This window comes from Salinicola sp. CPA57 (assembly GCF_003206035.1).
Lineage (GTDB): Bacteria > Pseudomonadota > Gammaproteobacteria > Pseudomonadales > Halomonadaceae > Salinicola > Salinicola socius.
The window spans coordinates 1-16,110 of record NZ_PZJR01000020.1 but is presented as its reverse complement, the minus strand read 5'-3'; the positions used below and the strand labels follow the sequence as shown (position 1 = coordinate 16,110).

At 63.8% G+C, this 16,110-nt stretch carries 11 protein-coding genes; 5 read left to right on the top strand and 6 right to left on the bottom strand.

The window, feature by feature from the left end; all coding sequences use genetic code 11:
• Positions 1-117 precede the first annotated feature (117 nt).
• Genes DOM36_RS19245 through DOM36_RS19230 form a run of 4 tightly spaced genes read right to left on the bottom strand, consistent with a single transcriptional unit; the run spans position 118 to position 5,390 of the window.
• On the bottom strand, positions 118-411 hold the full coding sequence (locus DOM36_RS19245) for a formate dehydrogenase subunit delta (protein WP_232823935.1): 294 nt from the start codon (positions 409-411) through the stop codon (positions 118-120).
• Between the two features lie 40 nt (positions 412-451).
• The gene (gene fdhF / locus DOM36_RS19240; RefSeq protein WP_110644073.1) at positions 452-3,325 is read right to left on the bottom strand and encodes a formate dehydrogenase subunit alpha; all 2,874 of its coding nucleotides are present in this window, start codon (positions 3,323-3,325) and stop codon (positions 452-454) included.
• Between the two features lie 2 nt (positions 3,326-3,327).
• Positions 3,328-4,884 (bottom strand): formate dehydrogenase beta subunit, encoded by a 1,557-nt coding sequence (locus DOM36_RS19235; protein ID WP_110644074.1) that lies wholly within the window; start codon positions 4,882-4,884, stop codon positions 3,328-3,330.
• On the bottom strand, positions 4,884-5,390 hold the full coding sequence (locus DOM36_RS19230) for a formate dehydrogenase subunit gamma (RefSeq protein ID WP_110644072.1): 507 nt from the start codon (positions 5,388-5,390) through the stop codon (positions 4,884-4,886). Before DOM36_RS19230 ends, DOM36_RS19235 begins: the two co-directional genes overlap by 1 nt.
• 181 nt (positions 5,391-5,571) lie before the next feature.
• Between DOM36_RS19230 and DOM36_RS19225 the strand changes: the two genes are divergently transcribed.
• Positions 5,572-6,642 carry a substrate-binding domain-containing protein gene (locus DOM36_RS19225; RefSeq protein WP_232823934.1) on the top strand — a complete coding sequence of 357 codons (1,071 nt, stop codon included), beginning with the start codon at positions 5,572-5,574 and terminating at the stop codon, positions 6,640-6,642.
• A gap of 69 nt (positions 6,643-6,711) precedes the next feature.
• Here DOM36_RS19225 and DOM36_RS19220 read toward each other — a convergent pair whose 3' ends face one another.
• Both DOM36_RS19220 and DOM36_RS19215 read right to left on the bottom strand, forming a co-directional pair.
• Positions 6,712-8,367: an OFA family MFS transporter gene (locus DOM36_RS19220; protein ID WP_075568537.1), complete on the bottom strand. Its 1,656-nt coding sequence runs from the start codon at positions 8,365-8,367 to the stop codon at positions 6,712-6,714.
• Positions 8,368-8,637: 270 nt separating this feature from the next.
• On the bottom strand, positions 8,638-9,678 hold the full coding sequence (locus DOM36_RS19215; RefSeq protein WP_075568538.1) for an esterase-like activity of phytase family protein: 1,041 nt from the start codon (positions 9,676-9,678) through the stop codon (positions 8,638-8,640).
• A 137-nt stretch (positions 9,679-9,815) separates the two neighbouring features.
• On the opposite strand from DOM36_RS19215, the gene dapB reads away from it, so the two are divergent.
• From dapB to greA, 4 genes are all read left to right on the top strand, one after another.
• Positions 9,816-10,625: a 4-hydroxy-tetrahydrodipicolinate reductase gene (dapB, locus tag DOM36_RS19210; RefSeq protein ID WP_110644070.1), complete on the top strand. Its 810-nt coding sequence runs from the start codon at positions 9,816-9,818 to the stop codon at positions 10,623-10,625.
• A 340-nt stretch (positions 10,626-10,965) separates the two neighbouring features.
• Entirely contained in the window at positions 10,966-12,150 is a 1,185-nt protein-coding gene (gene carA, locus DOM36_RS19205) for a glutamine-hydrolyzing carbamoyl-phosphate synthase small subunit (protein ID WP_110644069.1), read from the top strand.
• A gap of 87 nt (positions 12,151-12,237) precedes the next feature.
• Entirely contained in the window at positions 12,238-15,471 is a 3,234-nt protein-coding gene (gene carB / locus DOM36_RS19200; RefSeq protein ID WP_110644068.1) for a carbamoyl-phosphate synthase large subunit, read from the top strand.
• Positions 15,464-15,940 (top strand): transcription elongation factor GreA, encoded by a 477-nt coding sequence (greA, locus tag DOM36_RS19195; protein WP_075568542.1) that lies wholly within the window; start codon positions 15,464-15,466, stop codon positions 15,938-15,940. Before carB ends, greA begins: the two co-directional genes overlap by 8 nt.
• Positions 15,941-16,110 lie beyond the last annotated feature (170 nt).

The window sequence follows — 16,110 nt, the reverse complement described above, 5'->3', positions numbered from 1 at the left end:
GGATGAGGCCTTTTTTGTCACGCATCTATCCGACCACGGCTGGCGCCTCGCGAGCCCTCGCGAAGCCCCTTGTTCCTAGGCGCCGACTGGCCAGCCAGTAGCTGTTCTATCCTCGTATCATCCCGCGTCGGAGGTCTCCTCCCAGTCCTTGACGGTCGACGACAGGGTCTTCAGCCGAGCGATTGCGAGGCGCGATACCGGGCTCAGCTCGCTGCCATCGGCTTCCGCGTAATCGATGATCTGGCGCTTCATGCTGCGCGCCCAGAATTTCTTGAGATGCGTCGCGACCAGTTCGGCCGCCTGGGCGTCGTCTCCATGATGGAGGTTGTTGGCGCCGATCTGATTGATCATCTTGATCAGCGGTGCGGTTGGCCCACCATGCCCCCCATCATTCATGTTCGAATGACTCATCTCATCTGCCCCCTGACGCCGGAAAGATAGCCGACGGCGCTCACTTGAGCGCCGCCGTGGTTGCTTCGGCGGATTCCAGGTAATGCTGCTGGCGCTCGTCGAAGCGCTGGAAATGCTGCTGCCAGGACGAAGGCTGGGAGACCTTTTCCACCTGCACCGCCGTCACCTTGTATTCCGGACAGTTGGTGGCCCAGTCGGAGTTGTCGGTAGTGATCACGTTGGCCCCGCTGCCCGGATGGTGGAACGTGGTATAGACCACGCCCGGCGCCATCCGATCACTGACGAGACAGCGCAGCACGGTCCGCCCGACCCGGCTGCTGATGCCCAGCCAGTCGCCGTCACGCAGGCCGCGGACCTCGGCGTCCGAGGGGTGAATCTCCAGCACGTCCTCGGCGTGCCAGGCCACGTTGTCGGTGCGTCGGGTCTGGGCGCCGACGTTGTACTGGCTGAGGATGCGCCCGGTGGTCAGCAGCAGCGGATAGCGGCGGGTGGCGCGCTCCTCGGTAGCCACGTAGTCGGTGATCGCGAAGTTGCCCTTGCCGATGGGGAAGTCGAGCGCGTGCATGGTTGGCGTGCCGTCGGGGAAGGCGTCGTTGCATGGCCACTGGATGCTGCCCCGCGCCTCGAGCCTGGCATAGCTGACGCCGGTGAACGTCGGCGTCAGCTGGGCGATCTCGTCCATGATCTCGGAGGGATGGGTGTAGTGCATGGCATAGCCCATTGCGTTGGCCAGATCCTGTGTGACCTCCCAGTCTTCCTTGCCAGCCACCGGCGGCATTACCTTGCGCACGCGGTTGATGCGCCGCTCGGCGTTGGTAAAGGTGCCATTCTTTTCCAGAAACGTGGAGCCGGGCAATAGAACGTGGGCGTACTTGGCGGTCTCGTTGAGAAAGATATCCTGTACGACCAGGCAATCCAGTGCGGTCAGGGCGGCTTCCACATGCTGGGTGTTGGGGTCCGACTGCGCGATGTCCTCGCCCTGGACGTAAAGCCCCTTGAAGGTGCCGGCGATGGCCGCGTCGAACATGTTGGGAATGCGCAACCCCGGCTCGTCGTCGATCGTGGTGTGCCAGACCGCCTCGAACTTCTGACGCACGGCCGGGTCGGCGACGTGCTGGTAGCCTGGCAGTTCGTGGGGAAACGAGCCCATGTCGCAGGAGCCCTGGACGTTGTTCTGGCCGCGCAGCGGATTGACCCCGACACCCTCGCGGCCGATGTTGCCGGTGGCCATGGCGAGGTTGGCGATGCCCATCACCATGGTCGAACCCTGGCTATGCTCGGTGACGCCCAGGCCATAGTAGATCGCCCCGTTGGCGGCGTTGGCGTAGGCACGTGCTGCCTCTCGCACCTGCATCGCAGGCACGCCGGTGACCGATTCCAGAGCTTCCGGTGAGTGTTGCGCTTCCCGAATGAAGTCGCGCCAGCGTTGGTAGGCGTCGCTGTCGCAGCGACGCGCGATGAAGTCGGCGTCTTCCAGGCCTTCGGTCACCACCACATGGGCCAGCGAATTCACCAGCGCCACGTTGGTACCCGGCTTGAGCGGCAGATGCAGGCTCCTGCTGCCATGTGGCGTCTTGAGCAGATCGATCCGGCGCGGATCGGCCACGATCAGCGTGGCGCCCTGGCGCAGGCGGCGCTTCATCTGGGAGGCGAACACCGGGTGGGCATCGGTGGGGTTGGCGCCGATCACCAGAATGGTGTCGGCCTTCATCACCGAATCGAAGGTCTGGGTGCCGGCGGACTCGCCCAGGGTCGTCTTGAGGCCATAGCCGGTGGGCGAGTGGCAGACCCGGGCACAGGTATCGGTATTGTTGTTGCCGAATGCGGTGCGGATCAGTTTCTGGACCAGATAGGTCTCTTCGTTGGTGCAGCGCGACGAGGTGATGCCGCCGATGCTCTCGCGACCGTACTTCGCCTGAGTCTCCTTGAAGCGCCGCGCGGCGAAGGCGATCGCCTCTTCCCAGGCGACGGGGCGCCACGGCTCGTCGATGCTGTCCCTGATCATCGGCTCGCGAATGCGATCCTTGTGGGTCGCGTAGCCGAAGGCAAAGCGCCCCTTGACGCAGGAGTGGCCATGATTCGCGTCGCCGCCCTTGTACGGCACCATGCGCACCAGCTTGTCGCCCTTCATCTGCGCCTCGAACGAGCAGCCCACGCCGCAGTAGGCGCAGGTGGTGACCACGCTGTGCTCGGGCACGCCCTGGTCGATGACGCTCTTCTCCATCAGCGTCGATGTCGGGCAGGCCTGCACGCAGGCGCCGCAGGAAACGCACTCCGAATCCATGAACGGCTCGTTCTGGCTGGCAGCGACCTTGGAGTCGAAGCCGCGGCCTTCGATGGTCAGGGCGAAGGTGCCCTGGACCTCGCCGCAGGCGCGCACGCAGCGCGAGCAGACGATGCACTTGCTGGGGTCGAAGCTGAAGTAGGGGTTGGAGTCGTCGATCTCGGCATCCAGGTGATTGGCGCCGTCGAAGCCGTAGCGCACCTCGCGCAGGCCCACGGCACCGGCCATGTCCTGCAGTTCGCAGTCGCCGTTGGCAGGGCAGGTCAGGCAGTCCAGTGGATGATCGGAAATGTAGAGCTCCATGACGTTGCGCCGCAGCTTGGCGAGCTTGTCATTCTGGGTGGTGACCGCCATGCCTTCGGTCACCGGCGTGGTACAGGAGGCCGGGTAGCCGCGTCGACCCTCGATCTCGACGGCGCACAGGCGGCAGGAGCCGAAGGCCTCGAGATTGTCGGACGCGCACAGCTTGGGAATGGTGATGCCGGCGAGCGCCGCGGCGCGCAGTACCGAGGTGCCCTCCGGTACGCTGATCTCGACGCCATCGATAGTCAGCGGAACCAGGGTTTCCGAGAGTCTTGCCGGTGTTCCCAGGTCGCGGTCGAACTGTTTCGGATCGAAATGTTGCAGCATGACTACCTCCCGCCTTCGGCATGTCGCGGTGTCAGGTCATCGGGAAAATGCTTCATCACGCTCTGGACGGGGAACGGTGTCATCCCGCCCATGGCGCAGAGCGAACCGTCGACCATGGTGTCGCAGAGATCGGCAAGCAGGGCGAGATTTTCCGTGGCCCGCTCGCCGGCGCGGATGCGATCGATCACTTCCACGCCACGCACGGCGCCGATTCGACACGGCGTGCACTTGCCGCAGGATTCGACGCTGCAGAATTCCATCGCAAAGCGCGCCTGATCGCCCATGTCGACGCTGTCGTCGAACATCACCACGCCACCATGGCCGACGACGCCCCCGAAAGCGGCGAAGCCTTCGTAATCGATGGGGCTGTCCCACTGGCTCTCGGGCAGATAGGCGCCGAGCGGGCCACCGACCTGCACTGCCTTGAGCGGACGGCCACTCTGGGTGCCGCCGCCGAAATCCTCCATCAGCTCGCGCAGCGTGACGCCGAACGCCAGCTCCACCAGCCCGCCACGCGCGACGTTGCCGGCCAGCTGCAGCGGGAGTGTCCCGCGGGACTTGCCCATGCCGTAGTCGGCGTAGGCCTGGCCACCCTGGTCGAGAATGTAGGGAACGGCAGCCAGCGAGAGCACGTTGTTGACCACGGTAGGGCGCCCGAACAGACCCTCGATGGCGGGCAGCGGCGGCTTGGCGCGGACCAGGCCGCGCTTGCCTTCGAGGCTCTCCAGCAGGGATGTCTCCTCGCCGCAGATATAGGCACCGGCTCCCAGGCGAACCTCGAGCTCGAATGCCTTGCCGCTGCCGAGCAGGCTCGGCCCCAGATAGCCCGCTGCACGTGCTCGCGAGATCGCCTCCCCGAAGATGGCGTGGGCGTTCGGATACTCCGAGCGCAGGTAGACGTAGCCTTGGGTCGCGCCCACCGCGAGGCCCGCTATCGCCATGCCCTCGATCAGCAGGTAGGGATCGCATTCCATGATCAGACGATCGGCGAAGGTGCCGGAGTCGCCCTCGTCGGCATTGCAGACGATGAACTTCTGACCCGGTGGCTGATCGTGCACCGTCTGCCACTTGATCGCGGTGGGGAAGGCGGCCCCGCCGCGGCCACGAAGGCCGGATATCTTGACCTCGTCGACGATTTTCCGGGCGTCTCGTGCAAGCGCCTTCTTCAGCCCTTCGAAGCCGCGCAGCGCGGTGTAATCCTCGAGCGAGACCGGATCGGTGATGCCGATCCGCGAGAACGTCAGTCGCTGCTGGGCTTTGAGGTAGGGAATCTCCTCGGTCAGCCCAAGCGCCAGCGGATGATCCGAGCGTCCTTCGAACAGGCCGGCCTCGATCAGCGCGTCGACATCTTCAGGCTCGACCGGTCCGTAAGCGACTCGGCCCGCAGCTGTCTCGACCTCCACCAGCGGCTCCAGCCAGCACAGGCCGCGGGAGCCATTGCGCACGATCCGCAGGTCCAGCGAGCGTTGCCGAGCGGCCCGCTCGAGGCGAGCGACGATCGCCTCCGCGCCCAGCGAGAGCGCGGTGGTGTCGCGAGGTACGTAGACGGTGGTCGTCATCATCGAACCTCCACGACGGTCGCCTTCAGTTGCTCGGCCAGACGATCGAACTTGGCGACCGTCATGCGGCCATGAATCTCGTCGTTGACCCGGATCGTCGGCCCGCAGGCGCAATTGCCCAGGCAGTAGACCGGCTCCAGCGTGATCTCGCCGTCATTCGTGGTGTGGTGGTAGTCCACGCCGAGCACGGCTTTGACGTGACTTTCCAATGGCCGACAGCCTCTTGCCTGGCAGGCCTCCGCCCGACACACCTGCACCACGCTGCGACCTGGCAGCTGCGTCCGGAAATGGTGATAGAAGCTGATGATGCCGTGGACGTCGGCGCGAGTCTGGCGCAGCGACTCGGCGATGATCGGAATCGCCGCTTCGGGAATGTGGCCGAAGCGATCCTGGATGGCATGAAGCGTGGGCAGCATGGCGCCCGGCATCGATTTGTGCGCGTCGATCACGTCCTGAATCTGTGCCGGCGTCCAGGCGCCGTCGGTCTGCGGGCTGGCGTGTGGCATGGCCTGGTCGTCTCATCAAGCAGTTGGATTTCGTCCGGCGACTTCGCACCTCTCGCCAGCTCTCAGCCAATCGTCTTATAGGAATCGTTGTTCTTAACTGTTTTAAGTTGGGTGCCGCTAGACGCCAACCTAGCACTCCCGCGGGGCGCGAGAAATATGAACGAAGATGCTTAGAAAAAAGTTGAATATCACGCCAGCGTGGCTATTTCGCAGCGATGACGGCGAACTGCTCGACCCGGTGCTGTTTCGGCTGCTCGCCAATCTGCGCGAGACCGGCAAGCTGACGCGGGCGGCGGAAGAGGCGGGCGTCTCCTACCGCCACGCCTGGAATCTGCTCAACCGTGGCGCAACGTTCTTCGGGATGGCGCTGGTCGACATGCGAAAAGGGTACGGCACGCAGCTCTCCCCTCTGGGCGAAAAATTGCTGTGGTCGGAGCAGCGCGTCAGGGCAAGATTGGGCCCGCAAATCGACAGCATGGCCTCCGAACTCAATCATCAGCTGCAACAGTTGCTGGAAGGGACTCACCCGGTACTGCGCCTGCATGCCAGTCACGGTTACGCGGTGGCGCTGTTGCCGGCGTGTCCCGGCGAACTCGATCTGCGCTACTGCAATCCGCAGGAGGCGCTGAACGCGTTGGGGCGTGGCGAATGCGACCTGGCCAGCTTTCACGTGCCATCCTGCCCGCGGCTCGCCGAGCGGGTGATGCAGGTCTATCGGCCGCAGCTGGAGGGGCAGGCGCTCAGGATCATTCGATTCGTCACCCGTCGGCAGGGGTTGATCCTGCGGGCCGAGGATCGAGACAGGATCCGGTCGCTGGCGGATCTTACCCGGGCCGATGTGCGCTTCATCAATCGCGATGAACACTCCGGGACCCGCGTGCTTTTCAATCTTTTGCTGGCGGAGCACGGTATTGCGGAAGCTCAGATTCCTGGTGCTGCCCAGGAAGAGTTCACTCATACCGCGGTAGCTGCCTACGTGGCCGCCGGCATGGCTGACGTCGGTTTCGGTCTGGAAGCGGCGGCGGCGCAGTTCGGGCTCGGGTTTCTGCCGCTCTCCACCGAGCACTACCTGCTGATCGGTCACGAAGATCGCCTCAGGCAGGACAACGTCCAGCAACTGCTCGCCTTCATGGGCTCGCAGGCATTTCTGACCAGCATCGAGACGCTGAGCGGCTATGCCCCGGACCGCTGCGGAGAGGTGGATTCGTTCGAGTCGCTGCTGGCGGAGGACCGCGAGGCGGATCGGGAATAGAAACGGAGAGACTGGAAACGCAACGGCCGGACGCTCCCGAGCGTCCGGCCGCGGTAAAGCGGATAGGATCTAGAACAGCGCGGCCGCCTTGGCCAGGGCGATGTAGAGCCCGATCAGGAACGGAATGCCCACGCCGAGCCAGGCGAGAACACCGCCGACACCGAAGCGGCCACGGGCCGCAGTCTCGGCATTGGAAGCGACGCCGTCTTCCTTCTGTAGCGCGCGCTCCCGGGCCAGCTCCTCATCGCTCATCTGTTGCTCCGGCTTGACCGGCTTGACCAGCGAATTGCAGATCAGGCCCAGGAACAGCAGCCCAGCCATGATGTAGAGCGTACGGTCATAGACCAGGCTCGGTTCGACGCCGGCGTCGAGCTGGGCCTGACGCAGTGCAGCGATGATCAGCGGGCCGACCAGGCCGGCGGCGGTCCAGGCCGTGAGCAGACGGCCGTGAATCGCGCCAACCATCTGGGTGCCGAAGATATCGGCCAGATAGGCCGGTACCGTGGCGAAGCCGCCGCCGTACATGCTCAAGATGACGCAGATCGAGATCACGAACAGCCCGGCCATGCCCAGGTGGCCCCACATCGGCAGCAGGCAGTACATGATGATGCCGATCACGAAGAAGCAGAAGTAGGTGTTCTTGCGCCCGATCTTGTCCGACAGCGATGCCCAGAACAGACGTCCAACGCTGTTGAAAAGGCTGATCAGACCAACCAGGCCGGCCGCGGCGGCAACCACGGCCGCCTGCTGCGCTTCGCTGAGCGTGGCGGCGCGATCGGCGAGACCCACAAGAGCGCCGCCGAAGACATCCTGCAGCATCGGGCTGGCCATCGAGATCACCGCGATACCCGCGGTCACGTTGAGGAACAGCACGCCCCAGATCAGCCAGAACTGCTTGGTCTTCCACGCCGTCTTCAGGTGAACGTGGCCTTGGGAAATCATGGCGTTGGACTTGGCGTTCTTCGGTGCTGTCCATCCGCTCGGCTTCCAGCCGTTGGGTGGTACACGGAACCCGATCGCGCCGCAGGCCATGACGATGGCGTAGATGACGCCCATGGTGATCAGCGTCATGGCGACGCCGGTGCCACCATTCGCGGAATAGTGGTTCATCAGTACCACCGCGAGCGGTGCCCCGACCATCGCGCCGCCGCCGTAACCCATGATGGCGAAGCCGGTCGCCATGCCGCGGCGGTCCGGGAACCACTTGATCAGGGTGGAGACCGGCGTGATGTAGCCGAGACCCTGGCCGATGCCGCCCAGCACGCCGCAGCCCAGATAGACCAGCCACAGCTGATGGTTCATGACCCCGAGGCCACCGACGATCAGACCGCCGCCCCAGCATAGCGCGGCGATGCAGCCGGCCTTTCTCGGCCCTGCATGCTCGAGCCAGGCACCCCAGATCGCCGCCGACACGCCGAGCATGGCAATGAAGATACCGAACACATAGGTGACCTGGGGGACGCTCCAGTTACAGCTCGTCGTGGTCAATGCCTGGAACAGACCGAGATTGGTGCAACTGGCAGGGGCGTTGACGATCTCCTGGCTCATGGGAAGCCAGAACACCGAGAAGCCGTAGGCCATGCCGATACAGAGATGGATCGCCAACGCTGCGGTGGGCACCAGCCAGCGATTGAAGTTAGGTCCCGCTACCGTTCTTTCACGGGAGAAAAACCCCGCCGATGTGTCGCCGCCGGCATCCAGCGCGGCCTGATTGATCCCACTCATCCTGAACCCTCGTCTTGATTATCGTGTCGTTGGTGCTGCCGGTGCTACCGGGAAGACACCGCGTGCCCTACATCGGCAGGAATGGCCCTTGGCTTGAACGTCGAACCTATGAACACGAATTCTTATCCTGAGTGTCGTCGCGTTCACCGGGCCGTCGGCAGGATCGAATCAGTGGAGGGAAATGGCAACTAGCGGAAATCATTATGCGGCGCCATGCATAGGTGCGACCTTGGCTATCGCTGCTGCGACATCCACGGTACCGGTCCAGGATCATGGGGTCCGATCGCCGACCTCGGTCACGGCAAAGCAGGTCAGCAGGGTGCGCTGCACCAGACTGAAGTTATCGTCGCTGACCATCAGATAGCGATGGGGGCCGATCCGGGTCAGGCCTTCGAAGTTGTCCAGTGACCAGCCATCACCGTTGGAAAGTCTGGCCAGCTCAGTGACGCTGATGCTGCCGTCGCTGTTGATGCGCGCTCGCCGCAGCCGGATCACCAGCGAAGCCGGTGGGGTGTAAGCGCGCTCCAGGGTCAGTAGATCGCCATCCAGATTTTCCATCGCGGTCAGGGCGCTGTTGGCGTTGTCCGCCAACGGATATCGCCATTCGTGCTGACCATCGAGCGTGAAGATTCGGGTGAGCTTCTCGGGCCATCCCTCGGGAGGCGTTTCGATCCCGCCGATGAGACCGAGTCCAGGTAGCGCCGTGATCGCCTCCAGCCCGCCGTTGGAGTTGACGTCCGACAGCCCTGCCGGTCGATGCGCCGGCTCGCTGGCAATACCCGAAGGCAGAAAGCGCTGCCAGCGGGCGTTGCCTTGCGCCTCGTTCTTGGTATCACCGTTCTTCGTATCACCGCCTTCGCCCCCCGCCGCGTCGCCTTCGAAGCCGATCACCAGTTGGGTATTGCCACGCACGCCGTCGTTGGCGTTCTCCAGCGTCAGCGCTTCGGCATCGCTGCTGGCACTCGCCAGGATGGCGCCATCCTCGCCGCGTAGCGGGTAGGTATCCAGCGGCTCATAGTCACGTAGCTCGCCGCTGCCACTGAATGTCAGCCGAGCGCGGTGTAGCCAGCCGCGATCGGAAATCAGGAATAGCATCGACTCATCGTCGTCCCAGCCGAGATCGGAAAGCCCGCCCACCGGTGTTCCGTCCTGCCACTCCGACGGCAGAGCCAGCGTCCCGCACCAGTCGATGTTCGGCGTGCCGGCCAAGAGATCCACGGGCGCAATGGCCGTGCGCTGGGGCGTGGCGCTGCAGCCGGCGAGCAATGCTGCGCCGATTGATATCCAGATGCGATGACAGCGTGTTGGCATGGGACGGGGACTCCGGAGATGCTCGACGCCCTCCAGTGTAGCCTGCGCCGCCAACCCGGTGCTGGCTGATATACTGCCGCCACTGACAGTTACCGGCGTGGCAGGACTGCGCTCAAGAGAAAGCTAGGGGAGGATGCATGACGCGGATTGCGATCATGGGAGCGGCAGGCCGAATGGGACGGATCCTGCTGGAGGCGACGCACATCAACGAGGCTGCGCAGCTGGGCGCCGCGATCGTGCGCCCGGGCAGCTCGCTGGCGGGTTGCGACGCCGGTGAGATGGCCGGATTGGGCAAGCTCGGCGTGACATTGCTGGACTCGCTGGATGCAGCCAGGGACGACTTCGATGTACTGATCGACTTCTCCACGCCGGCCCTGACCCTCGACAACCTTGCCTGGTGTGCCGACAACGGCAAGGCGATCGTGATCGGCACGACGGGTCTCGACGAGACACAGCTCAAGACGCTCGACAGCTATGCCGATCGCCTGCCGATGGTCTTTGCGGCCAACATGAGCACGGGCATCAACCTGACGGTGAACCTGCTCAGGACCGCGGCCCGGGCGCTGGGTGACGCTGGCTACGATATCGAAGTGATCGAGGCGCACCACCGCCACAAGATCGATGCCCCCTCCGGCACTGCGCTGATGCTGGGCGAGGCTGTGGCAGAGCCGCTGGGTCGCGACTTGAAGACCCATGGCGTGTTCGAGCGCGTCGGCCAGGTCGGCCCCCGGGATCCCAAGGAGATCGGCTTTGCCACGGTACGTGGCGGCGATATCGTCGGTGAGCATACGGTACTGTTTGCGGCCGAAGGCGAGCGCATCGAGATCACCCACAAGGCGTCGAGCCGTCTGACCTTCGGCAACGGCGCGGTACGCGCGGCGGTCTGGCTGGCCGAGCGGAAAGTGGGCCGCTACGACATGCAGGATGTGCTGGGTTTGAAAGACTAGCGGTTGTGCCAGGCGGTTGCGAAAGACGGAATACCGCCCGCCAGCGGGTGCTGATAGCGCTCCGGTTGGGGCGTCATTGAATCGAATCGTGATCGGTACTGGAGCCGGTCGCTGGTTTCCGGTATCATTTCGCCAATTTGGCCGGGCCAGTGCCGCAGGCAACAGCGATTCGCCGCAGGTGGTGCCGCAATCAGTACAACAAGCGGGATGAAACCGGTTTTTCCGGATTTCGTCCCGCTTTTTTACGGCCTTGCGGCGGCTCGCCCGGTCAGGATTTCGTAGGGGCGTGACATTAGACCTCGACGCAATGTGTTGATGACCCGTTAAGGAGGATGTTGCCTTGAACAGACCCGCGATACTGGCTCTCGAAGACGGCAGTGTATTTTACGGTGCTGCGATCGGAGCCGATGGGCAAACCAGCGGGGAGGTGGTCTTCAATACCGCCATGACCGGTTATCAGGAAATTCTCACCGACCCTTCCTACACCCGCCAGATCGTCACCCTGACCTATCCGCATATCGGCAATACCGGCATCAACTCCGAAGACGTCGAGTCGGATCGCATCTGCGCGGCCGGGCTGGTGATTCGTGATCTGCCGTTGATCGCCAGCAACTTTCGCAGCACGGCGTCGCTATCCGAGTATCTGGCATCCGAGAACGTGATCGGGATCGCCGATATCGACACCCGCCGGCTGACGCGCATTCTACGCAGCAAGGGCTCGTTGAACGGGGCGATTGTGGCTGGTGATGCCGCCGAGGGCGATGATGCCGTCGAGCGGGCACTGGCCGCCGCCAAAGCCTTCCCGGGACTCAAGGGAATGGATCTGGCCAGGGAGGTCTCCTGCGAATCCAGCTACGAATGGACCCAGGGCGAGTGGGTGCTGGGCCAGGGCTACGCCGAGACCGGTCGCAACGAGCGGCCCTCGGATGGCGGCCAGGACCCGCGTCGGTACCACGTGGTCGCCTACGACTACGGGATCAAGCACAACATCCTGCGCATGCTCGCGTCCCGCGGCTGCCGCCTGACGGTGGTGCCGGCGCAGACGCCGGCCAGCGAGGTGCTGGCGATGAACCCGGATGGCGTCTTCCTGGCCAACGGACCGGGCGATCCGGAGCCCTGCGATTACGCGATTGCCGCGATCCGGGAAGTTCTCGAAACGAACATTCCAGTCTTCGGTATCTGCCTGGGCCATCAACTGCTGGCGCTGGCCGCCGGAGCCAGAACGGTGAAAATGAATCATGGTCATCATGGCGCCAACCACCCGGTCCAGGATCTCGACAGCGGCCAGGTGATGATCACCAGCCAGAACCATGGCTTCGCGGTCGACGAGACCAGCCTGCCCGGCAACGTGCGTGCCATTCATCGCTCGCTGTTCGATGGCACGCTGCAGGGCATCGAGCTGACCGACCGTCCGGCGTTCAGCTTTCAGGGCCACCCCGAGGCGAGCCCGGGCCCGCAGGATGTCTCGCCGCTGTTCGACCGCTTCGTGACGATGATGCAGGCTCGCCAAGCGCAGCCCGCCTGAGCGGACGCTGTGAATCGAAGCCTTTGAATCGAATCTTTCAGGGTCGGCGCGCGGCGCCGGCACCACCTTTTCGACGAGTGTTAGCGCATGCCAAAACGTACGGATCTCGACAGCATTCTGATCATCGGCGCCGGCCCCATCGTTATCGGGCAGGCGTGCGAATTCGACTACTCCGGGGCCCAGGCCTGCAAAGCGCTGCGCGAAGAGGGCTACCGCGTCATCCTGGTCAACTCCAATCCGGCGACCATCATGACCGACCCGGTGATGGCCGATGCCACGTATATCGAGCCGATCACCTGGCAGGCGGTGGAGCAGATCATCGAGCGCGAGCGTCCGTCGGCGATCCTGCCGACCATGGGCGGGCAGACCGCGCTCAACTGCGCGCTGGAGCTGGACAAGCACGGCGTGCTCGAGAAGTACGGCGTGGAGATGATCGGCGCCAATGCCGACGCCATCAACAAGGCCGAAGATCGCGATCTGTTCGACAAGGCGATGAAGAACATCGGTCTCGAGTGCCCCAAGGCCGAAGTCGCCCACAGCATGGATGAAGCGTGGAGGATTCAGGCAACGCTCGGCTTTCCGGTGATCATCCGGCCCTCCTACACCATGGGCGGATCCGGCGGCGGCGTGGCCTACAACAAGGAAGAGTTCGAGGAGATCTGCGATCGAGGATTCGAGCTCTCCAACAACCACGAGCTGCTGATCGACGAGTCGCTGCTGGGTTGGAAGGAGTACGAGATGGAGGTCGTTCGGGACAAGAACGACAACTGCATCATCGTCTGTGCGATCGAGAACTTCGATCCGATGGGCGTGCATACCGGGGACTCCATCACCGTCGCGCCAGCGCAGACGCTGACCGACAAGGAGTACCAGATCATGCGCAACGCATCGCTTGCGGTGCTGCGCGAGATCGGTGTCGAGACCGGTGGCTCCAACGTCCAGTTCGGTGTCGATCCGAACACCGGGCGCATGGTCGTGATCGAGATGAACCCGCGTGTCTCGCGCTCTTCGGCGCTGGCCTCCAAGGCGACCGGCTTTCCGATCGCCAAGATCGCCGCCAAGCTGGCGGTGGGTTACACCCTCGACGAGCTGCAGAACGACATTACCGGCGGTGCGACGCCGGCCTCGTTCGAGCCGTCGATCGACTACGTCGTCACCAAGATTCCGCGTTTCACCTTCGAGAAGTTTCCCCAGGCCAACGACCGCCTGACCACGCAGATGAAGTCGGTCGGCGAAGTGATGGCGATCGGGCGGACGTTCCAGGAGTCGATGCACAAGGCGCTGCGCGGGCTGGAGATCGGCGTCGACGGGCTCGACCCGAAGGTCACCGAGTTCAATCAGGAGAACATGGCGCTGATCAAGGGCGAGCTGCAGGCTGCCGGCGCCGATCGGATCTTCTACATCGCCGACGCCATGCGCAGCGGCATGAGCGTCGACGAGATCTTCGCGCTGACCAACATCGACCGCTGGTTCCTGGTTCAGCTCGAGGATCTGATCCGGTCCGAGGCCGCCGTCGCCAAGCGCTCGCTGCATGATCTGAGTGCCGACGACCTCTACCGTCTCAAGCGCAAGGGTTTTTCCGATGCGCGTCTGGCCCTGCTGCTGGGTGTCTCCGAAGGGGAGTTTCGGCAGCGCCGCCAGCAGCTCGATATCCGCCCGGTCTACAAGCGCGTCGATACCTGCGCGGCCGAGTTCGCCTCCGATACCGCCTACATGTACTCCACCTACGAGGAGGAGTGCGAGGCGGAGGTCAGCGATCGTCAGAAGATCATGGTGCTGGGTGGTGGACCCAACCGGATCGGTCAGGGCATCGAGTTTGACTACTGCTGCGTGCACGCGGCGCTCGCGATGCGGGAAGACGGTTACGAGACCATCATGGTCAACTGCAACCCGGAGACCGTCTCCACCGACTACGACACCTCGGATCGTCTCTACTTCGAGCCGGTGACACTCGAGGACGTGCTCGAGATCGCCGACAAGGAGAAGCCGGTCGGGGTGATCGTGCAGTTCGGCGGGCAGACCCCGCTGAAACTGGCCCGCGCGCTGGAAGCGGCCGGAGTACCAATCATCGGCACCACGCCGGATGCCATCGATCGCGCCGAAGATCGCGAACGCTTCCAGAAGATGATCGAAAAGCTGGGGCTCAAGCAGCCCCCCAACGCCACGGCGCGCAGTTTCGAAGACGCTTTCGCCAAGGCCGAGGGAATCGGCTATCCGCTGGTGGTGCGTCCGAGCTACGTGCTCGGCGGCCGGGCCATGGAGATCGTCTACGACGCCTCCGAGCTCGAGAACTACATGACCCACGCGGTCAAGGTCTCCAACGACTCGCCGGTGCTGCTGGATCACTTTCTGAGCGCGGCGATCGAGGTCGACATCGATGCCGTCTCCGACGGCCAGCAGGTGGTGATCGGCGGCATCATGCAGCATATCGAACAGGCGGGCGTGCACTCCGGGGATTCCGCCTGCTCGCTGCCGCCGTACTCGCTGCCGGCGGAAGTGCAGGACGAGATGCGCGATCAGGTCAAGCGCATGGCGGTCGAACTCAACGTGGTCGGGCTGATGAACGTGCAGCTGGCGTGGCAGGATGGCGAGATCTACGTCATTGAGGTCAACCCGCGCGCTTCGCGCACCGTGCCGTTCGTCTCCAAGTGCATCGGCACGTCGCTGGCACAGGTGGCAGCACGCTGCATGGCCGGAACGACCCTGGTCGAGCAGCAGTTCACCCGCGAGATCATCCCCGGCTACTACAGCGTCAAGGAGGCGGTGTTCCCGTTCAACAAGTTCCCGGGGGTCGATCCGATCCTGTCGCCGGAGATGAAGTCGACCGGCGAGGTGATGGGGAGCGGGGCGACCTTCGCCGAAGCGTTCTACAAGGCGCAGCTGGGCGCCGGCGAAGCGATTCCGAGGCTGACCGGCGAGCGTCAGGCGTTTCTCTCGGTGCGCGAGCCCGACAAGCAAGGTGTTATCGAGGTGGCCCAATCTCTGCTAGCCTTGGGCTTCAGTCTAATTGCAACGCGCGGCACGGCCAGGGCTCTGGAAGAGGCTGGTCTGTCCGTTGCTGTCGTCAACAAGGTTTTTGAAGGCCGTCCGCATATCGTCGATCTGCTCAAGAACGACGAAATCGCCTATATCGTGAATACCACCGAAGGCCGCCAGGCGATCAATGATTCCTCGGTCATCCGGCGCACTGCGCTGGCACGCAAGGTGCCCTATGCCACGACGCTGGCGGGGGCGCGTGCCGTGTGCATGGCGCTGGAATACGGTAACGCGATCACGGTGCGGCGGCTGCAGGAACAGCATGCAGGAGTAGTCAATGAATAAGGTCCCGATGACCGTCCACGGCGAGCAGGCCTTGCGCCAGGAGCTGGAGCAGTTGAAGGGCGTGGAACGTCCGCGTGTGATCAGCGATATTGCGGTCGCCCGCGAGCATGGCGATCTCAAGGAGAACGCCGAATATCATGCCGCTCGCGAGCAGCAGGGGTTCATCGAAGGGCGTATTCAGGAGATCGAGGGCAAGCTGTCGCTGGCTCAGGTCATCGACGTGACCAAGGTCACGAAGAGCGGCAAGGTGATCTTCGGGGTCACCGTCGAGCTGCTCAATCTCGAGACCGACGAAGAAGTGCGCTACCGGATCGTCGGCGAGGATGAAGCCGATATCAAGGCCGGCAAGATTTCGATCACCTCACCCATCGCGCGAGCGCTGATCGGCAAGCAGGAAGGTGACGTGGTCAACGTGCGCACCCCGGGTGGCGATGTGGAGTACGAAATCTCCGGCGTCGAGCATATTTGACCGCTCGCGCGCGTCGGTCAAACGGCATTGAGAACGGCCTCGGCATGCTCATTTACACCCCGCAACTCCGCTGCCTCGGCCGCTTTCGCCTTGTCTGTTCCTAGCTCGCAAGCGCTTGCAAAACGGGTAGCCGCAAGCGAGAGAAGCCGCGACAGTGTCGCGGCTTCTCT

Coding starts and splice junctions, on each gene's coding strand:
- DOM36_RS19245 (WP_232823935.1), bottom strand. CDS start 411: ATGAGTCATTCGAACATGAATGATGGGGGGCATGGTGGGCCAACCGCA.
- fdhF (WP_110644073.1), bottom strand. CDS start 3,325: ATGCTGCAACATTTCGATCCGAAACAGTTCGACCGCGACCTGGGAACA.
- DOM36_RS19235 (WP_110644074.1), bottom strand. CDS start 4,884: ATGACGACCACCGTCTACGTACCTCGCGACACCACCGCGCTCTCGCTG.
- DOM36_RS19230 (WP_110644072.1), bottom strand. CDS start 5,390: ATGCCACACGCCAGCCCGCAGACCGACGGCGCCTGGACGCCGGCACAG.
- DOM36_RS19220 (WP_075568537.1), bottom strand. CDS start 8,367: ATGAGTGGGATCAATCAGGCCGCGCTGGATGCCGGCGGCGACACATCG.
- DOM36_RS19215 (WP_075568538.1), bottom strand. CDS start 9,678: ATGCCAACACGCTGTCATCGCATCTGGATATCAATCGGCGCAGCATTG.
- dapB (WP_110644070.1), top strand. CDS start 9,816: ATGACGCGGATTGCGATCATGGGAGCGGCAGGCCGAATGGGACGGATC.
- carB (WP_110644068.1), top strand. CDS start 12,238: ATGCCAAAACGTACGGATCTCGACAGCATTCTGATCATCGGCGCCGGC.
- greA (WP_075568542.1), top strand. CDS start 15,464: ATGAATAAGGTCCCGATGACCGTCCACGGCGAGCAGGCCTTGCGCCAG.